The organism is Ileibacterium valens (assembly GCF_001945525.1).
Taxonomy (GTDB): Bacteria; Bacillota_I; Bacilli_A; order Erysipelotrichales; family Erysipelotrichaceae; genus Ileibacterium; species Ileibacterium valens.
Genome location: NZ_MPJW01000089.1, coordinates 1 through 17509, shown reverse-complemented (window position 1 = coordinate 17509; position 17509 = coordinate 1). Strand labels below are relative to the sequence as shown.

Sequence of the window (17509 nt, the reverse complement as noted above, 5' to 3'; positions counted from 1 at the left end):
TTTCGTAATCAATTTCAAAGATCTGCAAAAGCTCAGGGAAGAGACCCGATTAACGTTCTTCCAAAACATCACTACTGAGATTCCAAAGCATAGCCTGAGAAGCATCTATCGCTATGAAGATGAATCAGGAGAAATTCATCCTTTTGTTTACACAGCGAGATACTCTGCAAAGGCAGCAATAGAATCGATTTGATCCATCAAAAATACAGTAAGACAGTATTGAAAACGCTTTCAGGACCATTGTTCTACTAAAGCTGTTTTCAGTGCGCCGATTTTTCTGAATATTTAAGACGTAATCATTTATTTGCCCTCCCTATCAAGGCAAATGTACCTGCAAAGCAAACAAAACTTATTTTTATGATCACCATACAATTACACTTGACATTTAATAGTTAGGCTTTTTTGAATAAGCAAACAAAAGCGTTCATCCATCTGTTTCAGCACTATTGCATGTACTTAAAGAAAATATTTTTGGTGATTCTTCTGAAGGTTCTCGAAATACTTTGCGCGCTCTCGAAGTGAATCGATCAGCGGCCTGGTATTTCCATCAGAGACCAAGCACATTGAATAGACATCCGGATCCATCGCATCTGTCTGCAAAACGGCAAAGACTTCAAGATCATATTTCTTAAAGTCTTTTGTCAGCAGAGATCCTGTTTTATGTTCATCAAAGTATTTTTGATCTAAAAACTCAGTGACATCTCCAAACATCCCATAGTTATCCATATGATGCCCATACAGAATATTATTTATAGGGATCCGAAAAATCCGACTGATCCAGGCTGGACAGGAATATCGCTCCTGATAAGGAGGGCTTTCCATCTGCCCCCTTATTGAGATATTCCATATCATCATCTCCCTGCACAACAGGCTGATCGATGTGGGTCTTATCAATCGTGAGCCAGGCGATCACATCTGGATTCATCGCGATCAGCTGATTAAAGGAAAGCGGATCCTCAACATCCGGCTTCAATTTTGCCATGATTGATGGAAGGACAGCTTGAGATTGTCTGTAATCATCATAAAGACAATAGAAACAATAGAGGCAGCCAATCGACATCACGACAATTGTTAATACTGACAGGATCCGGTTTCCGGCATTGGCAAGGCGGGCTAATGTATGAAGCCCGTTTGAATTAGCAGTTGTTTTTCTTCTTTCCGAACATCGCATGGCCTAAACCGCCAAGTAGTGCCCGGCCGGCAAGGTATGGTCCATAGGTGATAAAGAAAGCGGTAGGAACATTAGAAGTACGGGTATTCGTGAAGGTGAATGCTACGTCATTATTGGCTGGCTGACCGGTCACTTCATAGTTATTTACGTTGATTGTTCCACCAGTACCGGCTGTCTGACTGATTCCAGGAGTATATATTCCATTCAGAACTTCTGGATCCGTTTCTTCGACTTTATAAGTATCTCCAGCACTCAGACCATAAACATTAAACGTCTGGCCCTGTCCCAGATTCACCGTTGCAGTAACGGTATTTGATCCATTGGCATCAAGCACCTGCTTGGTACTATTTGGAATTTCCAGAACAAATTGGTCATTCGTATTATCCGCAGTGATGGTGATTTTGAATCCAAAGCAATATCATTAAGTTAAGATTTCTATTCTTCCAATCGAGACTGAAAGAATAGAAATCTTAACTTAATGACATTGGTTTAAAAGCGTTAAAAAAACCGAAGCAAAAATACTGAAACAACAACAGAACGTGAAGCGCAAGACAAGACCTTCTTTCTCCAGCAAATCCTTCCTAAATGATTCAAATCTTTCAGCTAATATCCAGAAATCCTGAAATCTAATACAAGTAAACTCACTTGCCTAACCCACATTTATTCCTTCCTTATAGACCTTCTATATATTTATAGAAGACCTTCAGAATCACCTGTCATACCATATCCAACCTTTATAAGACCCTCTGTTATCTCATCCATAAAAACCATCAGATTCGTACTTCAGATCAGGCCTTCACCACATTTTTTCAATAATCTTCAGGACTGATAAATAATCTGAAATCACTTTATCTTTCAGGCTTTGGAAGCTTCAAAAACTCATTTACTGCGGTAAAACATACTATTTTGGCTGATTTGATAACATTCAATCCGAGATAAAAATTTTCATGTTTTCAAAAAGTATAATTAAATCAGGAAATGAAGTATATAAAGCAAAGGAGGTTGCTATGGATTCCCGATTTATTAATGTTAGCTGTGAAGGTACAGATGATCTGTTTCGTGTCTTTGCGGATACGGAAACTGGCGTCTGCTATGTGATTCATACTGATGTTGCTCATAACTCCGAGAGCATGAGTGTTCTGCTCGACGAAACTGGAAGCCCGATGATTGATCTTTCAGCAATCACTTATGTCGATTAGATAAAGTGACTTCCAGTACATGAAATTCATCATGTAAATGATCAAACCTTCATTACCTGATAACAAAGCCAAAAAAGGTTCAGAAACATTTCCGAAAACCGGAACAATGTTTCTGAACCTTCTTCATAATTAGATTATTACCAAGATCGTATTATATACCTGTTTATCGCGTAATTATATCCCAGCGCAAAAACGATCACTTTGATTTCATAAGCAACTCTTGATAAGTAAATTGAGAAAAATCATCATTTTCCAGATAACAAAGATAAAAGTATCATTCATCTCGAAAAGATATTACTCAGCACTCAAATCATAAATCGAAAAAGTGCTCATTACCTATAAATCATTGCGGTAATCTTTTCCGTGACCATTAGCATTTACTCTACTTTGGATAAGATAATCAGTTAGATTCAGTCTATCAAAGCGCGATATCCATTTTTTCGTAAATGACTTCTAACCGCTTCTTTTTCCTCTTCAGGTCGATATATTTCGGTATTAGCAACAACTCTAAGGAAAAATTTCATATTCGGGGATTTTCTATAGTCTGAATTTGATTTTTTATCCAACATTTTCATTCTTCCTTTTCGGGTCGGTTGTGCTGTTACTACTTTCTGCATTTTTGTTTATTCCTCATCATTCTTATTCACTAATGGTTCTATATTTTTATGTTAATGTGCTGATAAAAGAAATATCATTGATTCTAGTATCAAGAAATGAACGATATTGATCAAGATGCATGCTTACTATTTCTGAAAAATCGAACAATTCAAGTACTTTTAACAAAGATTGTCCACTTTCATCCGTTACGCTGACGCCAAATGTCAGGACCGGGAGAACTAAATTAGCAAGAATAAGAGTATTCCAGTTCTTTTTCAAACTAATTGTTATAAAGTCTTTCCACCTTTTATTGGGACCGATTTTTACTTGATTTGCATTTGCAGTGAAAATTAATGCGTTCCCGGAATCAAATGACTCTTTTAGAAGGTCGCCATAATCTAACCCGGAAGGTTCGCAAGCATACTCGTCGCTTCCAGACGTTTTCCAATTTATTGGTTTATACTTTATTCCTGTCGAACTACTATAGTTGGTCAAGTATTTAGACTCTATCATTCGGAAATGGACTCTAAGTTTGAATTTTGGATCAGTGCTTCCAATTATATTCAGGAAAAATAGCTTATATATATTATTTAATTCATTCAAATACGCTTCAAAAATACGACCTACAACTGCATTCACTTTATCCGAATATAAGAATTCTTCAATTTCAATACCAATTGAGCCAGGTTTATTGTCATTTACAGCATCAATCAATATTGGTCCAGTTTTTCTATCATACAAAGCATCCGAAAGAGCACTAAGCTTCTTAATTTTTCTTCGATTAATAGAATTATAGTTGATTTGCCTCTTATATAGATCCATAACCTCAATTGTTATTGCTGTCTGATAGCTATCGATCAATTCATCTACTTGTTTATGCAAATCAGTAAGACCATGGACATATTTCTGAATCGCATTCATCAACTCAGTTGATAAAAAAACTCCAGGGGCAAGTGACGGATTACTGACTGAAATAGTTAAGCATTTCTGATCATAAACATTTATAGGGTAATGATACTGGTCATCAACTGTTACCGAACCAATCTTAGATTGTCTAGAACGGTAAGTGAATCCTGCAGTTTCATCAACTTCTTTTATTGTTACATCAACACAATTTTCTCTAAGGTTAAATGTATATATTCCATAACAATGCATTCCATTCTGACCTTTTCCCATCACTCCTCCAACTGATTGTCCTGGAGCTTCGATCGCCGTTTCCGGCCATCCGATTCCAGCTGATAGAGTAGTAACCGTATGATGAAGAGTCGATAAATTATTCATCTTCGATTCATGAACATGACCACAAAGATAAAAGTCAGCTTTAAATCCTATTGGTAAAATAATTTGATTATAAAGATAGTCTTCATCTCTTCCGTTAAAAAAGCTATACGGATGGTGAGCTATAATGAAAGTTAAATCTGGCTTTGTATTTGCATCTGGATATTTTTCATGATATCTATTGACCAAATCTTGGATCTGAAAATCTCCAATCATAAGATTTTTAATATCTTTATCCCCAATACAGCTCCAAGCGGTATCCATAACTACAAAACAATATTTTTTGTCATTAAATTTCAATTCTTCCAGATAAAATGTTTCAGATATACTTTTCATTCCAAATTTATCTAAAATATGATTTGCGAGCTCTAAATACCCTGTTCCGGAATTAGACAAGTAGCACTCTTTAAAGTCAGACCAATAGTTTTCTTTGAAAGTATTGTTTGTTAAAGAAAACGTACCCATCTTCTCTCGGTTGAAAGTCTGGTTATTCATCGTCAAACGACATCCATCAACCAAAGTCTCCGTTTTTTTCGTTCTAGACTTGTCATGGTTGCCAGGAGCCATATATATCTTAATATCGTAATCAACCAATGAATCATATAGGTCGTCAAAAAAATCTTCCGCTAATTCATATGCACTTTTATAACCTAAGGTTTTTATTTTATATTTTGGTCCCTGGTGAAAAATATCTCCAGTTACAACTATCACTATTGCGGTTTTGGCAACCGCTTCAGTGTCTTTTGGGACTCGCGCTTTGACTTCCTTAACGATATCATCCAGCAAATTTTGATTGACAACAGACAAACTTGGGCCTTCCGTAATATGTAAATCGGATAAGTGAACTATCATTAGTTCCTTCATTTTTATTCCCCATTTCTAAAAATGGACTTTCAGTCATTCTTACGAATGCCAAAAGTCCAGTTTTAAATTATTTTTGTATGAGTATGATAGGAAATCTCGAAAGTTTATTGAATTGAGCTCCTGTCATGTTTTTTGTACCAACTAACAATGATCAACCCAGCGGTTATTAAGCTAACCAGCCAGAATGAAGCATTCGTACCTGTACTTGTATCTGCCGGTTTACCAGGTTTTCCTGGTTTATTTGGCTTTGTAGGAATACCTGTTCCTCTGTCTAAGCCTTCAGCTGTAAACCGCCAGTCAACTTCTCCAAAACGGTTAGCAAAATCATTTCCCAAATCATGAGGTACTGTGAGTTCAGCAGTAATAACTGACGTTTCGTTTGGTTCAAATTCTCCAAGCTTAATTGAAGTGTTTCCAACATGAGGAGCACCTTCAAAGATCAGTTCATCATTATGGATAAGTCTTAAGGTAAGCTGCTCTGTAAATTGCTTCATTGATTCAACAGATTCTTCATTATTATCCGGATGATTACTTAAAGGATCTTTTACATCATCATGTTCCTGAATTTCAAGATACAAAGCAATGTAATCAGAATCCTTGTTTTTATTTGTAATCGTAATCGTCTGAGTCAGGGTATCTCCTGGCATGACGTTTTTAAAACTAGAAAATAAATCCGGATCATCAATTGAGTCACCAGTATCAAGAGTAAATCCCTGATCCTGGCCAGAAAAATGAATGCTCATATCTTCTGCGTACACAGGAGTCTGAAGAATCCCCAACATACAGGAACTGATCATCAGGCTATAGATACTTGCTTTTAGCTTGTTCATTAGCCAGTCACCTCCTGATTCGTTGTGGCATCAGGAATGAATCCCCAAGTTTCTTTTACTGCATCGGAAGGATAAGCCTGAATATTCTGAGAAAGAACATCTACATTTAAAACATATCCATCTGGGGCCATATCTTTTTTAAAAGTGATTGAAGAAACTAAATTTTCAGTAGTCTCTCCAGCAGGTACCTTTTCTTTGTAATAGTAATAGCCATCTGATCCTTTTTCCCACTTCGATGATCCTGGCACTACTGTATAGTCAGTCCCTTCATCTGGTTTAAACGGAAGCATTTCGGAATTACCATCTTGATCAGCATTTTCAGAAATCCAGTTAAATTGCAGTTGAGCACGAATATAGACCGGAACACTACCGAGATTTGTTACGCGAACATCCTTTTTTACTAGATCCTGAAAATCTTCTTCAATTTTGGAGACAACGGTTCCCGCAGTAAATGTATTCTGGACTTTTCCCGTATCAAGTTTTAAATAGGCGATTGAACCGCCAATTCCCCCAATTCCAAGAAGGCAAATTGTTGATAACACCGCTGCTTTTCTTTTGGAGGCATTCAGCAGGTTCTTAGGAGTAAAAACATGTTTATTCATTTTACTGTACCTGCTTTCCATTAAATGTATTTCTAACCGAATCTGAATTCTTAAACCACTTATTAGGTTGTTTGGTATTCGTAAACGAAACGTCCGCAGTTTTTTGGCCTTCTACAGCTACAGTTTGAGTTTCATTATCCACTTCATATTCACTGCCGTACCAACCAGTGAGTTCTTCAACGATATAGTTTCCTTCAGGCAAATCTGTTAAAATAATCGATCCACCAGTATTAGCTGTAGAAATTGAAACCACTATGTCTATTGGCGTTGCTGCTCCAGTTTCACTTTTTACGCTGAACTGGAAAACCTTATTTGATGATTCTGCACCAGAAATTGTTTTTGTAATCTTTAACTTTCCGGTGTTTTTTTCAAATTTTGCGTAGTAAGTAGCATTCTGGTAACCAGGAGTTGTAATTTGCTGATTATTCAGAGTTCGAACATACTCTTTATCTTTTTGAGGGATAAATTTGGTTCCATCATCGTAAAGATCAGATGTTATTTTCTTAGTACACTCTTCATCAGAGAACCAACCAATAAACTTATATCCGGGTTTTGCAGTTGCGGTTGAACCTTCAACATTTCCACTAAAGACATCCACTACTTCAGATTTTGGATCAACTTCTCCGAACTCTTCTCCTTCGGGTCCAACTGCTTTGTACTGAATATGAGCTTTATCTTCAACATAATAGAAAACAATCTTATGACCGTCTTTATTTGTTAAAGCCAAACTTTGTGAAGGAGTTTCACATACATATCCTGGAATATTCTTTGAGGTTTCATTTAGTCTTGAACCATATCTTTGCATTCCAGTAACCGAATCAGTCAGATCAGGAGTTTGATCATCTGAATCTTTCAGCCGGTACCTGATGGTATAAGGTATTGGGATTCTATCGTAGTAAATGGTAATCGTTGTTCGATATCCATCTTCATCCAATTTCACTATTCCTTTTCCATCGACAATCTCAACCGGTTTTGATATTGGTTCTCCTGAATCCGTTGTTTCAACTTCAGCCTTCGCTCTGGTAAATTCAAACCATTCGCTTTCCAAGGTTGAGATCTCAATAGATTCTCCTCGTTTTCCATAATTTTCAATCGGATCTGTATACTGAGTATAATCTTCACCTTCAGCATTCTGAACCATATGGATAATTCGATATGGTGAGTTTTCAATATCGTCTACGTATTCGAAAATAATTACATTTTCTTTAGGATTAGTAGACATTACTTTTTGTTGAGATTGGCGTGTTGCTCTCATATTTGCAACATATGGAGCATCAAACGTTTCGAGAATCTTTGAAGTTCTACCTTGAACAGTTGGATGGACTGTGTCAGTAGTTCCCTGACGATAATAATGAATAGTATATTCAACATCTGGAGCTTTCACATATTGAAATTCAAAGATTTTTTCTTCTAATGATTCAGCATCAAACTTTACTGTATGACTGCTTGTTACAGGGAAATATCCATCACCTCGATATTCACTGTAGAATTCATCATCAGCTTTAGCGTAGAAAGTATCTTCAGTTCCATTCAAACCATTAACCGTACGATCATCTGCAATATATACTTTTTCCTTAGTTACTGGATCCTCATAGTAATACTTCAAAGTATAATCCACGCGGATGTCTGAATTCCATTTAGCATAAAGATCAAGGTTCTGTTTTACTGGCATATCAGGATGGAAAGGATGTTCAACACCCTGTTCATCTCTATAGAACCAGTTATCAAAGATGTAGGAACCGTTAACTGGAGTTTCAACAGGTTTGATTGTCGAACCATGTAAAACTTTTTGTGTTGCAGTGTCATCCGGTTTATCCTTTTCGTTCAGTCTAAAGGTAACTGTGTATTCTTTAGGAACCCATTTTGCATATAACAAGATATGTTTAGATGGCATCGTTTTACCGTCAAAGTTATATGGTTCTCCGGTCCCTCTTTCGTTCTGATACCATCCAGCAAATTCAACAGAACCTGGTTCATACTGGATAGGAATCTGATCAGCACCTGGAATGAAACCAGCACCAGAAATATCAGCTTCATATTTATAACTGTCGGTTATATCAGATTTCAGATTGCTGAAGACAATATTATAGGAATTACGATAGTATTTGAAATTTGCGTTATTATAGGATTCCCTTAACCCAGTCGAATCAGCGGTATTTAACGTGAATCCTTCAATCGGAAATCTATCCTGCTCTGTTACATACAATGAACTGTCAGATTTAGCTGTAACCGAGAAAGAGAGAGAATAATCATCACCGATAATGTTTTGTAAGTAGTAATGAGCGGTTTGCTCTTTTCCCGAGTTACCAGACTTATAATAATTAGCAGTTTCCGACGGCATTAAATCAACACAACACGTCCAAGGTCCAGCACCCGAGCTCTTAGTCGACCACGACCACTCTTTTTCTTCAGAACAGATTTTCAAGAAACGTTCTCTAATCTTGCTTCCCCAAGTTGCTGTTATACTGGCTATTGGTGTAGGATTCGAACCTGGATTTTTGTTATAGAAGTTCATTGTGAATTCAGTTCTTTCAAAATAGACATTCACAACTGTTGAACCATCTGCATTAACAATGCCTGTGTCGGCTTTGTTTAATTTCCATAGGTTGTTACTGAATTTTTCTAAAGTATCAAAAGATCCATAACATTCGTCAGTATGTTTATGTTCATCTTTACCACAAACGAGTTCTTTTTCATTGTTACAAGTAGGACTGATAATCGATCCAACCGATCCCCTACCAGTGTATTTATAATATTGGTCGTTTATATAGATACCTTTTTTGGTAATTAGGGGAAGACCCCATACTTTCCCATTAACCACTTGTCCATTTTGAGTCGCCGAGGTGTCAGGTGTAAAAGACTCAAGCCTACCCCATTCTGCTGCTCCTGGATAGCATTTCATTTCATGGACATGATCTTTATAACAAAAGTCAGTGTGAACGTGCTGTTCAAGGTCGCAGATTAATCCATAGTCGAGGACTTCTCCATGTGTGAAACCAACAGTACTATTAACATCTAGTTCTTTGTATGCAGTCGTCAAATAAGAATATTCATTTGACGGCGTGACTGTTCCATCAACACTAACTAAGTCTGGATCCTCTCCCCAGAAGATATAAGTTACTCTTGCTTTTTGTTCAGGAGTCCATACTGCAGTAAATGTTGTATTTGCTGCTGGCATTGTGCCTGGAACAGTCGCTGTTTGTCCATCTTTAGTCCAATGACTGAATGTATATCCAGTTTTAACAGGTGTTCCTACACTTGTTGGAGATTCATATCTGGCATAGATTGGTTCAACATTGTCTCCCCAACCTCCATCCAGACTGAACATCATCAGGTAGTAGTTTCGATCGTAGTAGAGTCGAATTACAGTTGATCCATCAGCTGCAATATCAGCATTCTCATAATTCAGAAGTGAGAATCCTGGATACATTGAGGAATAATTATTCTTTTCAATCTCTTCTTCGACTTTGCTGCCAGTAAATCCCGGTAGAAGATCTTCCTGGATTAAGTCATATTCATCATCTTCTAAATGCTGATGATAGATCTGAACTTTAAACCCAACGTTAGAAGGATCGTAATAAACCTGTACCGTCTTCCCTTCAGTAACTTCAGGAAGAGAAAATTCTACAAAAGGTGTTTTAGTCTCGAATCCTAATACAACCGGGCTATCGACCCTCTGATAAAGAGATTCTCCTTTGTTTACTGTTAATACCTTGGATTGAGCCGCTTCTTTTCCATCTGCAAATAAGTATTGAATAATAAAATTTACTTTTTCAGGTGCTGGAGACGGTGTTTCTTCCTCATTTACTCGGAATATATTTTCATTCCGGTAAGGAAGAACAACGTCTTCAACAACAGATTCATTTTCTGAATCTGTTAATACAGACTCTTCAATTTGTTCTGGATTATTCGTATCTGCAGGAACATTCTCCGGAGTTACTTCAGGTTGCTCTACTACTGGAGTATCAACATCAGGCTGACTTTCCTCTACTGGGGGTTCAGCTGGTGTTTTTTCCGGTTGAGGCACTTCCTCAGGCTGAGGTACTTCTTCTGGAGCTGGAGTTAAATCCGTTACTTTTGATTCTTCAACAATTACCGGGTTCTCAACAGAAAGACTTGGTTCTGTTTCCTCTTCTGGTTCTTTGTCCTGAAGAACAACACTTACCGATCCGCTGTATTGAATCTGGGTATCAGTGATTTGAGCCACTCGAATATGAGCAGTCCGATTTGAATCCAAAAGGTTTTCAATCAACGGTCTGGAAATACTTAAAACATTTCCATTTGCTCCAGAGACATTTACCCAGTCACTACCTGGAACTTGAATCTGCCATTGGATATTTTCTGTTACATTTGAGACTAGATCTCTCTTTTCATCAAAGGGAAGAGAAACAGACTGATTAGTAACTACCTGCTCTGATCCATCTTCATCTTTAAACGAAATCTGAAAGGCTTCGTTTTTGCTTTGACTTTTTTCAACAGGTGCTTCTGATTCATTTTCACGGTCATGATCGTGTTCTTCAGTTGTCTCTAAATAAGTATCCTGAGCATGAATCACACTAAACTGAGATGAAAGCATGCTTAAGCAAAGCAAACCAGCTAAAAATCTACGGCTTTTCATCATTCAGCCTCCTCTTCAACAAGAGGCCAGCCGATCGCTTCTTCAGCTGATTTTCCATTGTTTGCAGTCTGTACAGCCTGAGCATGAACGTTCAGGTTTATCACTGAATTCTGATAATCGTTACCGACTTTTGGATTCATATTCAGACTTTCAAACAATGAATTTGTTTCTTCTTTCGGATCAACAGGCTGCTGGTAATACCAGAAACCATCTTTTCCTTCTTTCCAGTCTTTATCATTAGCGAATGATACAACCGGAATATTTTTTGAAATCGTTTCAGGAAGCAGATTTCCTTCCTGATCTTCAATGGCCACATCCGCTTTTAAGCGAATCCAGGCCTGAGATTTTCCCTGATTCTCTACATGTACACTTCCATTGATTGAAACTCCTGGCATTAGTTCACCGGTAATCTCAGGAACTGTTACAAGTTTTCCATCATTGTTTTCTACCTTCTGAATTACCTCAATATCAATACCACCAGAAGTGATAATGTTATGAGTTCTTTTTTCAGACGTAAAATAAGCCAGAGATCCTGATCCGGCTAACATGATGGCTAGAAGAGCAATACCTAATGTTATAGGCTTTTTTTCCATTGCTTCTTTCCTTTCTTTCACGTTATAGCTGGTGATCAGACCAGGCTATAAACATTTTTCATTTTTTTCTCTAACAACATATACAACAAACAGGACTCCCATCAGGGAAGTCCTTTCGTTTGTTGAATTTAAGTTATTGCAGCAATTTATTTCGAATTAGTTCCAGCTTGGAGCGCCGAAAGCTTCATTTAATGCAGTATAAGCATCGGTAAATCCGTCAGCCTGAACAGCTTCAGCTTTGACGATGATATTCCAATCATCACCAATCTGTTTTTGAAGCTGCTGTACCTGCTCCTGAGTAGCACGTGAATCTAAGTACACCTGCTTAATAGCGTTTGGAGTTTTCTCACCAGTTTCGAGTGCTTTTTCGTGAGTTACAACGTAAACTGTGTACTCAACACCATCGATAGTTGTCTCATAAGTATTCCAGTCTCCTTCATAAGGAGCGTTTGCAGTTTTAGACCAGTCCCATTTCCCTACACCGATAGAATCACCAGAGTAGTTGAAGTGAAGAATGTTCTTAGAAGCATCAGGATTATTATCTAAAAGTTTAGGAATAGCGATATGTACTCGTACATAAGCTTCTTCAGAACCTGTGTTCTCTACCCATACTTCTTTTTTGATCCCATTCTGCAGAGTTCCAGCCTGAGCAGATCCAACTGCAGGCTTCAACTCTTTTGCAGCTTCTGAATCAAAGTTTTCTTCCAGATCAATAGCAACATTTCCTACTGTGAAAGTATTTGTTTTCACATCAGACTTATCTGTGAAGTAAGCTAAAGAAGTTCCGCCTAGCGCTAATGCACCAATGCCCAAAACAGCTGCAAGCTGAAGAACTTTTTTCTTGTTATTCATATTCAGTTCCCCTTAATGTACTGATTAAGCACCAGCCTCTGGAGTTGCTGGAGTATTTGCTGTTGTTTTACCGTAAGTATTCGACCAAGCGTCAGCTGCATCGGTAAATCCTGTAGATTGGGTTAGATATGAGTTAAACACCAGATTTGTTCCTTCTGCTAATTGTTCGCCGAAGTTACCAAAATCAATCTGGTTATCTTTTAGAACTGGTACCGAAAGATTTTCTGTTCCTTCTGCGACTTTATCTTTCTTAACGTAAACCAGTGCTCCGTCTTTAGTTACCTGTTTTCCGTCCTTCATTAATGCGATCCAATTAGTGTCGTCAATCGCCCAGGTCAGAGCATTATCGTCATCAGTTTCTTTTACAGTCACAAACAGATAGCTGTCTGCTGTAACTTTTTTAAGAGTTACAGTTGGATCTTTCATTACGTCCTGAAGACCCGGCAAAATATTGTCATAAGTGTTATCAATTACTTTTTCAGTTGCAGTAGTATCTGCAACATAATTTCCAGTTTCTTTGTCCCACTTAACCTTAGTTTCATCAAGAGTAAATACGCCATCTTTAGAATCAATCAGACCACTAACTGCTGTAAAAGTATTGGTAACAGTAGCACTTTGATTCTGTAAATATGCTAAAGATCCGGCAGCACCAGCAGCACCTACGAGCAGTAAAGCTAAAGTAGCTCCAGCTCTTTTAAATTTTTTATTCATTTCTCTTTTCTCCTCTTCGCGCTTATTCAGCATTTGAGTTTTGTTGCTGTCTTTCTTTTTCGTCCTGTTCCTTCCAGTGATCAAATAACATTCCTAATGCGATGACCATGACAAGAACGATGATCGCAATATAGAGTCCTGGAGGCTGGGCGATGTAGTAAGACAGATATCCGAGCATCGGAAGGTGAAAAAGTACTTTTCCTACGACATTCCGATAGTCGACGAGCGCGCCATCTACAGCTTCGTTGGCATCACCCTTTGTTTGAAATCGAATGATGGAAGAATCTTCCTCATCCGGTTCTACGCCGACAATTCTGTGAGTGACCACAGTATCTTCATCGGCCATAAAAGTAATCGGATCTCCAACTTCGTAATCCTGGGGATCTTCAGCTTTTGTAAACACCAGAGAACCTACTGGGTAAGTCGGTTCCATCGATCCCGAAACGATCGCGAAAGTCTTAAAACCGAATAGTCTTGGTCCTGCAAGAACTAGAGCGAGCAGAACCGCACAGATCACCAGAATTGTGGAGATTGCATTCCAGACAGTCTTAAAAGCCTGCTTCAATCGGTATGTACTCTCCTTTCTAAGTGGTAAGTGAAAACAGCCGTTATATAAACGGGACTCTGTTTTTGACGAGTTTCAAAAAGTCTGGCGCAGCAAGCCTGATTGCTGAAATCTCGACTCAGCCTTTTTTCAGGTTTCTATCGTTATTTCAGTGTTTAACTTTTCGATTCATCAAAAAGGCGGATTTTAATTTTCCGCATTTCAGAGTGATGTTCGTTTTCTGATCGTTGGACTTCTGGATTGTTTTTCTTTTGCAGGCAATGTTTTATGGATGGTTCAGCTCGCCAGTCCGTTTTTTAATTCCTTTTTCTTAAAGAGAGCAGCGGTAAATAGATGGTTAGTGATGAAAAACATTTTTATCAATCAGTTGTTGCTGCAAAGCCTTTAAAAAGAAAAGAATGAAAAACCATTGGTCGCATGAAAAACAAGCTGCGGATAATAAGCAGATCGGTGAGAAGAGTGGAATTTCAGATTGTATCTGATTAAGATGAATCTGAAAAAGTATAAATGTGAGGGCTGGAACCATTCACAGTGCTTTTTCACCTGCGAAGATCAAAGAATTCATGAATCTCGACGGCAATCAGTTTTCATGATGACTTTTGATTTTCGCTTTTTTTATCTGCGAATCGATCTTTTGTCAGAAAGTGGATAAGGAGTCTCGATGAATGTTCAAAGCCTGATTTGGTTCTTTATCGAGCAGACATCTGCCTGCTGTTCCTTATAAGGCTTGGCTTATGAATGAGCTGCAGTGTTATCGATTATTACAATTCGCTAAGTGCTTTTCTTTTTGAGAATGCACTTTGCGCTTTGATTTTTTACATACCATTCAATCATCCATTAACTCTGATTTACTTTCAGAAAAGATCTCTGATTATGAAACATTGGACAGTTGATTCAGTATTCTGAATGGATCTCTGTTTTCGTATTGCGTTTTTTTGTTTTGCATTTTTATGCAGAAATCCACATCGACCTGAATCCTGACTGGTTTGTTTGTCACCAGATAACATCTGCTTTTAAGCTTTAATTTTTAAAAGAATTTCTTCTAAAAACGTTCTGATCGAGAAATCATTACGAACGAAATGATTTTCTTCTATATATTCAGACGCTTAAGCTAAGATGATTTTCTATGTCCTTAAGATCAGATAGTATACATGATCCGTATTTTTTATGTGTATTATACAAATCATATACAGTTGTCAAATCAATTAGCTTTGCTTTATATATTCGTTAATTTGAATTTATCAACTGATTTGACTCTCTCATTTTAACTGTTCCTTTCCCAAAATCAACACATTTTCAATATATTAGTTTAAAATTTTATTTTTATGACGTTCTTTTTGCATCTCACGCATTCTGATATCTAAAATTTTTATTTTTAAGATAATAAAATATTTTAGTATAGCGAATAATCGTTTATTGCTTCCATGATGTTATGACATCAGTGGTGACGGTTATCATTTTGCGATTTTAAAATCATCTTTTTAATATAGATACTGTCCGAACAATCATTCATTCAAATGGATTTATCGATTTAGTATCCGTTTTTTATGGATAATCCTCCTGTGTTTCCAACTTTCAGCTTTCCTGCCTTCTTCTTTCCTTTTTCGTGTTTTTCCCATCAGCTAAAAGGGCTTCTTTTTCAGGCTGATTCCCAACTCTGTCTAGATAGGGTTCCCTTAAGAAGAAGCCTGTGATCGATTCTGAATGGTTATTGGCGATAAATACTCTGTCGTTTTTTGTAAACTTATTTGTTTATTGGGTGGTGTACTTCTTTTTGATTTTTTTGCTGAATTGTTTGTGTCTTTTACTTCTGTACATCTTGTGGTTTGTATTTTGTTCATTCCTTTCCTTCATAGCATTTGCTTCTTCGCTTTTACTTCAATTCACAGATTCTTTATTTCATTTCGTACTAAACTGAAGTCATGAATGAAGAAGAAAAATTTACTCAATACGTAAAGAACTATGATCCAGAAGACCCTCAGATTGCTTTAAAGATCAGGCACACCTGGAAGGTTGTTTCGGCAGCCATGCAAATTGCAGAATCCTTAAAGCTCGATGAAAAGACTAAACGCTTAGTCAAACTGGCTGCCCTGTTTCATGACATCGGACGATTTGAACAGGTGCGCCGATATCATACGTTTATCGATTCCATAAGCATTGATCACGCTGCGCTTGGATACGAGATCGTTTTAAGCGAAGATTTCCTTGATGATCTATCTGCTGCCGACAAAAAACTGGTTTCAATTGCAATCAAAGATCATTCGTTATTTGAGCTACCTGTTTATGAGCAGCATGATGCTAAAATCCAGGATCTGATTTCAAGAATCGTGCGGGATGCGGATAAGATCGATATTTTCAGAGTGATCACCAACGAGAGAACTGAAGATACGTCCGGAGCGAGTAAAGAAGAAATTGAGATGCTCTCACTGAGTCAGGCGGTGAAGGAAGCATTGTTGAATGGAAAAAGTATTTTACGTTCAGATCGAAAGAATGCTCTTGATGTCTGGGTCTCCTATCTTGGATTTTTTGCGGACCTGAATTATCCGATTTCATGGCAGATCATTGATCAGCAGGGATACTGGAGAAAACCACTGGAACAGATGGATTTCAAAAATCAGAAGACAAAAGACGATTTAAAGCAAGTTCAAAGGCTGATCGAAGTTCAGATGGAGCAGAAAAAAGTCCTGCTAACACAGACAAGAAACAGACAGTAAATAGACAGTAAATTAGAAACAGACAATAAATACAGATAAGGATAGAAGATTCTTTGGACTCAATGTGTACAAAATCAGAAGTTGAAATGGCAAAGCAATTCAACTCTGCTTCTATATTGAATCAGAGCAGAGTTGTTCTATTGTGAATACCAGCTTTTAGAGTACATTTTGATATTCCATTATTTTGTTAAAGGTTTTATATGTCAGATTTATCCGCGGTATCGATCATGGAATAAAGCAAGTGATTAAGAATAGATACAAGGAGGATGAATTTGAATCCTGCAAAAGCCCTTTGACATGAAGATTGCTGTTGGCTTTTTTAGTCCATTTTTGATTCGTCTAGATCATTGCGTTGTTTTCTTTGGATATGGAGGGATTTTCAATCGGTTCAGGCAGTGTTGTCTGTCATGATCCATATCCGCGAAAATTCAGTTGGCGATCAGATATGGCATTTTGCTTATTGCACTCATATTCAGGTTATTGAAGTTAGTCGTGAATTCTTTGATCTGTTTCCCTTTCTATTTACCTTTGACATTACTGTCCGGTGATCGGACTTCAATTCTTATTGAATACAAATCCGCTTTTAATCAGGCATTTTCTTTTGTCTTTGCTGGACTGAAATCTCATCCTGGCTCTTTCATTCGAGATCTCAAAAATGCTTTCAAAATCCATGCGGCGAGCTTCGCATTCGCTTCAATCCATTGGCTTCAAATAAAGGAAAAGCCAAAAATTTAAAGAAGAGATCGATGACTTTACGTTTGGCACCGATCTCTTCTTTATTTAATTATCTGTAATTCCCAAGCTTTTTCTACCTAGAAATTCTATCTAATTTCTAACTGCTTTAATTACGCTTTATGTATAGCTTTTTTCGAGCTAAAACCACCCATATACTCCTAAAAAGATTTATTCTATAGG

General features: G+C 37.4%; 15 protein-coding genes. 3 read left to right on the top strand and 12 right to left on the bottom strand.

What is annotated here, in order from left to right; all coding sequences use genetic code 11:
* A partial coding sequence (locus BO222_RS14030) for a hypothetical protein (RefSeq protein ID WP_233131199.1) occupies positions 1-193 on the top strand: 193 nt, incomplete at its 5' end.
* A 263-nt stretch (positions 194-456) separates the two neighbouring features.
* Here the strand turns inward: BO222_RS14030 and BO222_RS13275 are convergent.
* From BO222_RS13275 to BO222_RS03670, 3 genes are read right to left on the bottom strand one after another with little or no spacing between them, the layout of a single operon-like run.
* The gene (locus BO222_RS13275) at positions 457-726 is read right to left on the bottom strand and encodes a sortase family protein (protein WP_083647659.1); all 270 of its coding nucleotides are present in this window, start codon (positions 724-726) and stop codon (positions 457-459) included.
* Between the two features lie 19 nt (positions 727-745).
* A complete protein-coding gene (locus tag BO222_RS13270; protein WP_083647658.1) occupies positions 746-1171 on the bottom strand; it encodes a sortase family protein in 426 nt (141 codons plus the stop codon).
* Positions 1137-1571 (bottom strand): DUF7601 domain-containing protein, encoded by a 435-nt coding sequence (locus tag BO222_RS03670; protein WP_430623968.1) that lies wholly within the window; start codon positions 1569-1571, stop codon positions 1137-1139. Before BO222_RS03670 ends, BO222_RS13270 begins: the two co-directional genes overlap by 35 nt.
* A 607-nt stretch (positions 1572-2178) precedes the next feature.
* Between BO222_RS03670 and BO222_RS03665 the strand changes: the two genes are divergently transcribed.
* Positions 2179-2370, top strand: coding sequence for a DUF6440 family protein (locus BO222_RS03665; protein WP_075818448.1), 192 nt, complete (start codon positions 2179-2181; stop codon positions 2368-2370).
* A gap of 410 nt (positions 2371-2780) precedes the next feature.
* Here the strand turns inward: BO222_RS03665 and BO222_RS03660 are convergent, their stop codons facing one another.
* The 9 genes from BO222_RS03660 to BO222_RS03620 form a co-directional block, all read right to left on the bottom strand.
* Positions 2781-2987: a hypothetical protein gene (locus BO222_RS03660; RefSeq protein WP_075818446.1), complete on the bottom strand. Its 207-nt coding sequence runs from the start codon at positions 2985-2987 to the stop codon at positions 2781-2783.
* Between the two features lie 46 nt (positions 2988-3033).
* Positions 3034-5109, bottom strand: coding sequence for a metallophosphoesterase family protein (locus tag BO222_RS03655; protein WP_083647657.1), 2076 nt, complete (start codon positions 5107-5109; stop codon positions 3034-3036).
* A gap of 104 nt (positions 5110-5213) precedes the next feature.
* Positions 5214-5939, bottom strand: coding sequence for a hypothetical protein (locus BO222_RS03650; protein ID WP_075818442.1), 726 nt, complete (start codon positions 5937-5939; stop codon positions 5214-5216).
* Positions 5939-6541 (bottom strand): hypothetical protein, encoded by a 603-nt coding sequence (locus tag BO222_RS03645; RefSeq protein ID WP_075818440.1) that lies wholly within the window; start codon positions 6539-6541, stop codon positions 5939-5941. Before BO222_RS03645 ends, BO222_RS03650 begins: the two co-directional genes overlap by 1 nt.
* A gap of 1 nt (position 6542) precedes the next feature.
* Positions 6543-11162, bottom strand: coding sequence for an InlB B-repeat-containing protein (locus tag BO222_RS03640; protein ID WP_075818438.1), 4620 nt, complete (start codon positions 11160-11162; stop codon positions 6543-6545).
* Complete coding sequence (locus BO222_RS03635; protein WP_075818436.1) at positions 11159-11752, bottom strand: TasA family protein; 594 nt, start codon at positions 11750-11752, stop codon at positions 11159-11161. Before BO222_RS03635 ends, BO222_RS03640 begins: the two co-directional genes overlap by 4 nt.
* Before the next feature lie 156 nt (positions 11753-11908).
* Positions 11909-12604, bottom strand: coding sequence for a SipW-dependent-type signal peptide-containing protein (locus BO222_RS03630; protein WP_075818434.1), 696 nt, complete (start codon positions 12602-12604; stop codon positions 11909-11911).
* A gap of 24 nt (positions 12605-12628) precedes the next feature.
* Positions 12629-13315, bottom strand: coding sequence for a hypothetical protein (locus BO222_RS03625; protein ID WP_143356925.1), 687 nt, complete (start codon positions 13313-13315; stop codon positions 12629-12631).
* A gap of 22 nt (positions 13316-13337) precedes the next feature.
* Positions 13338-13880 carry a signal peptidase I gene (locus BO222_RS03620; protein WP_075818430.1) on the bottom strand — a complete coding sequence of 181 codons (543 nt, stop codon included), beginning with the start codon at positions 13878-13880 and terminating at the stop codon, positions 13338-13340.
* Positions 13881-15802: 1922 nt separating this feature from the next.
* On the opposite strand from BO222_RS03620, the gene BO222_RS03610 reads away from it, so the two are divergent.
* Positions 15803-16594, top strand: coding sequence for an HD domain-containing protein (locus BO222_RS03610; protein ID WP_075818425.1), 792 nt, complete (start codon positions 15803-15805; stop codon positions 16592-16594).
* The last annotated feature ends 915 nt before the right edge of the window (positions 16595-17509 follow it).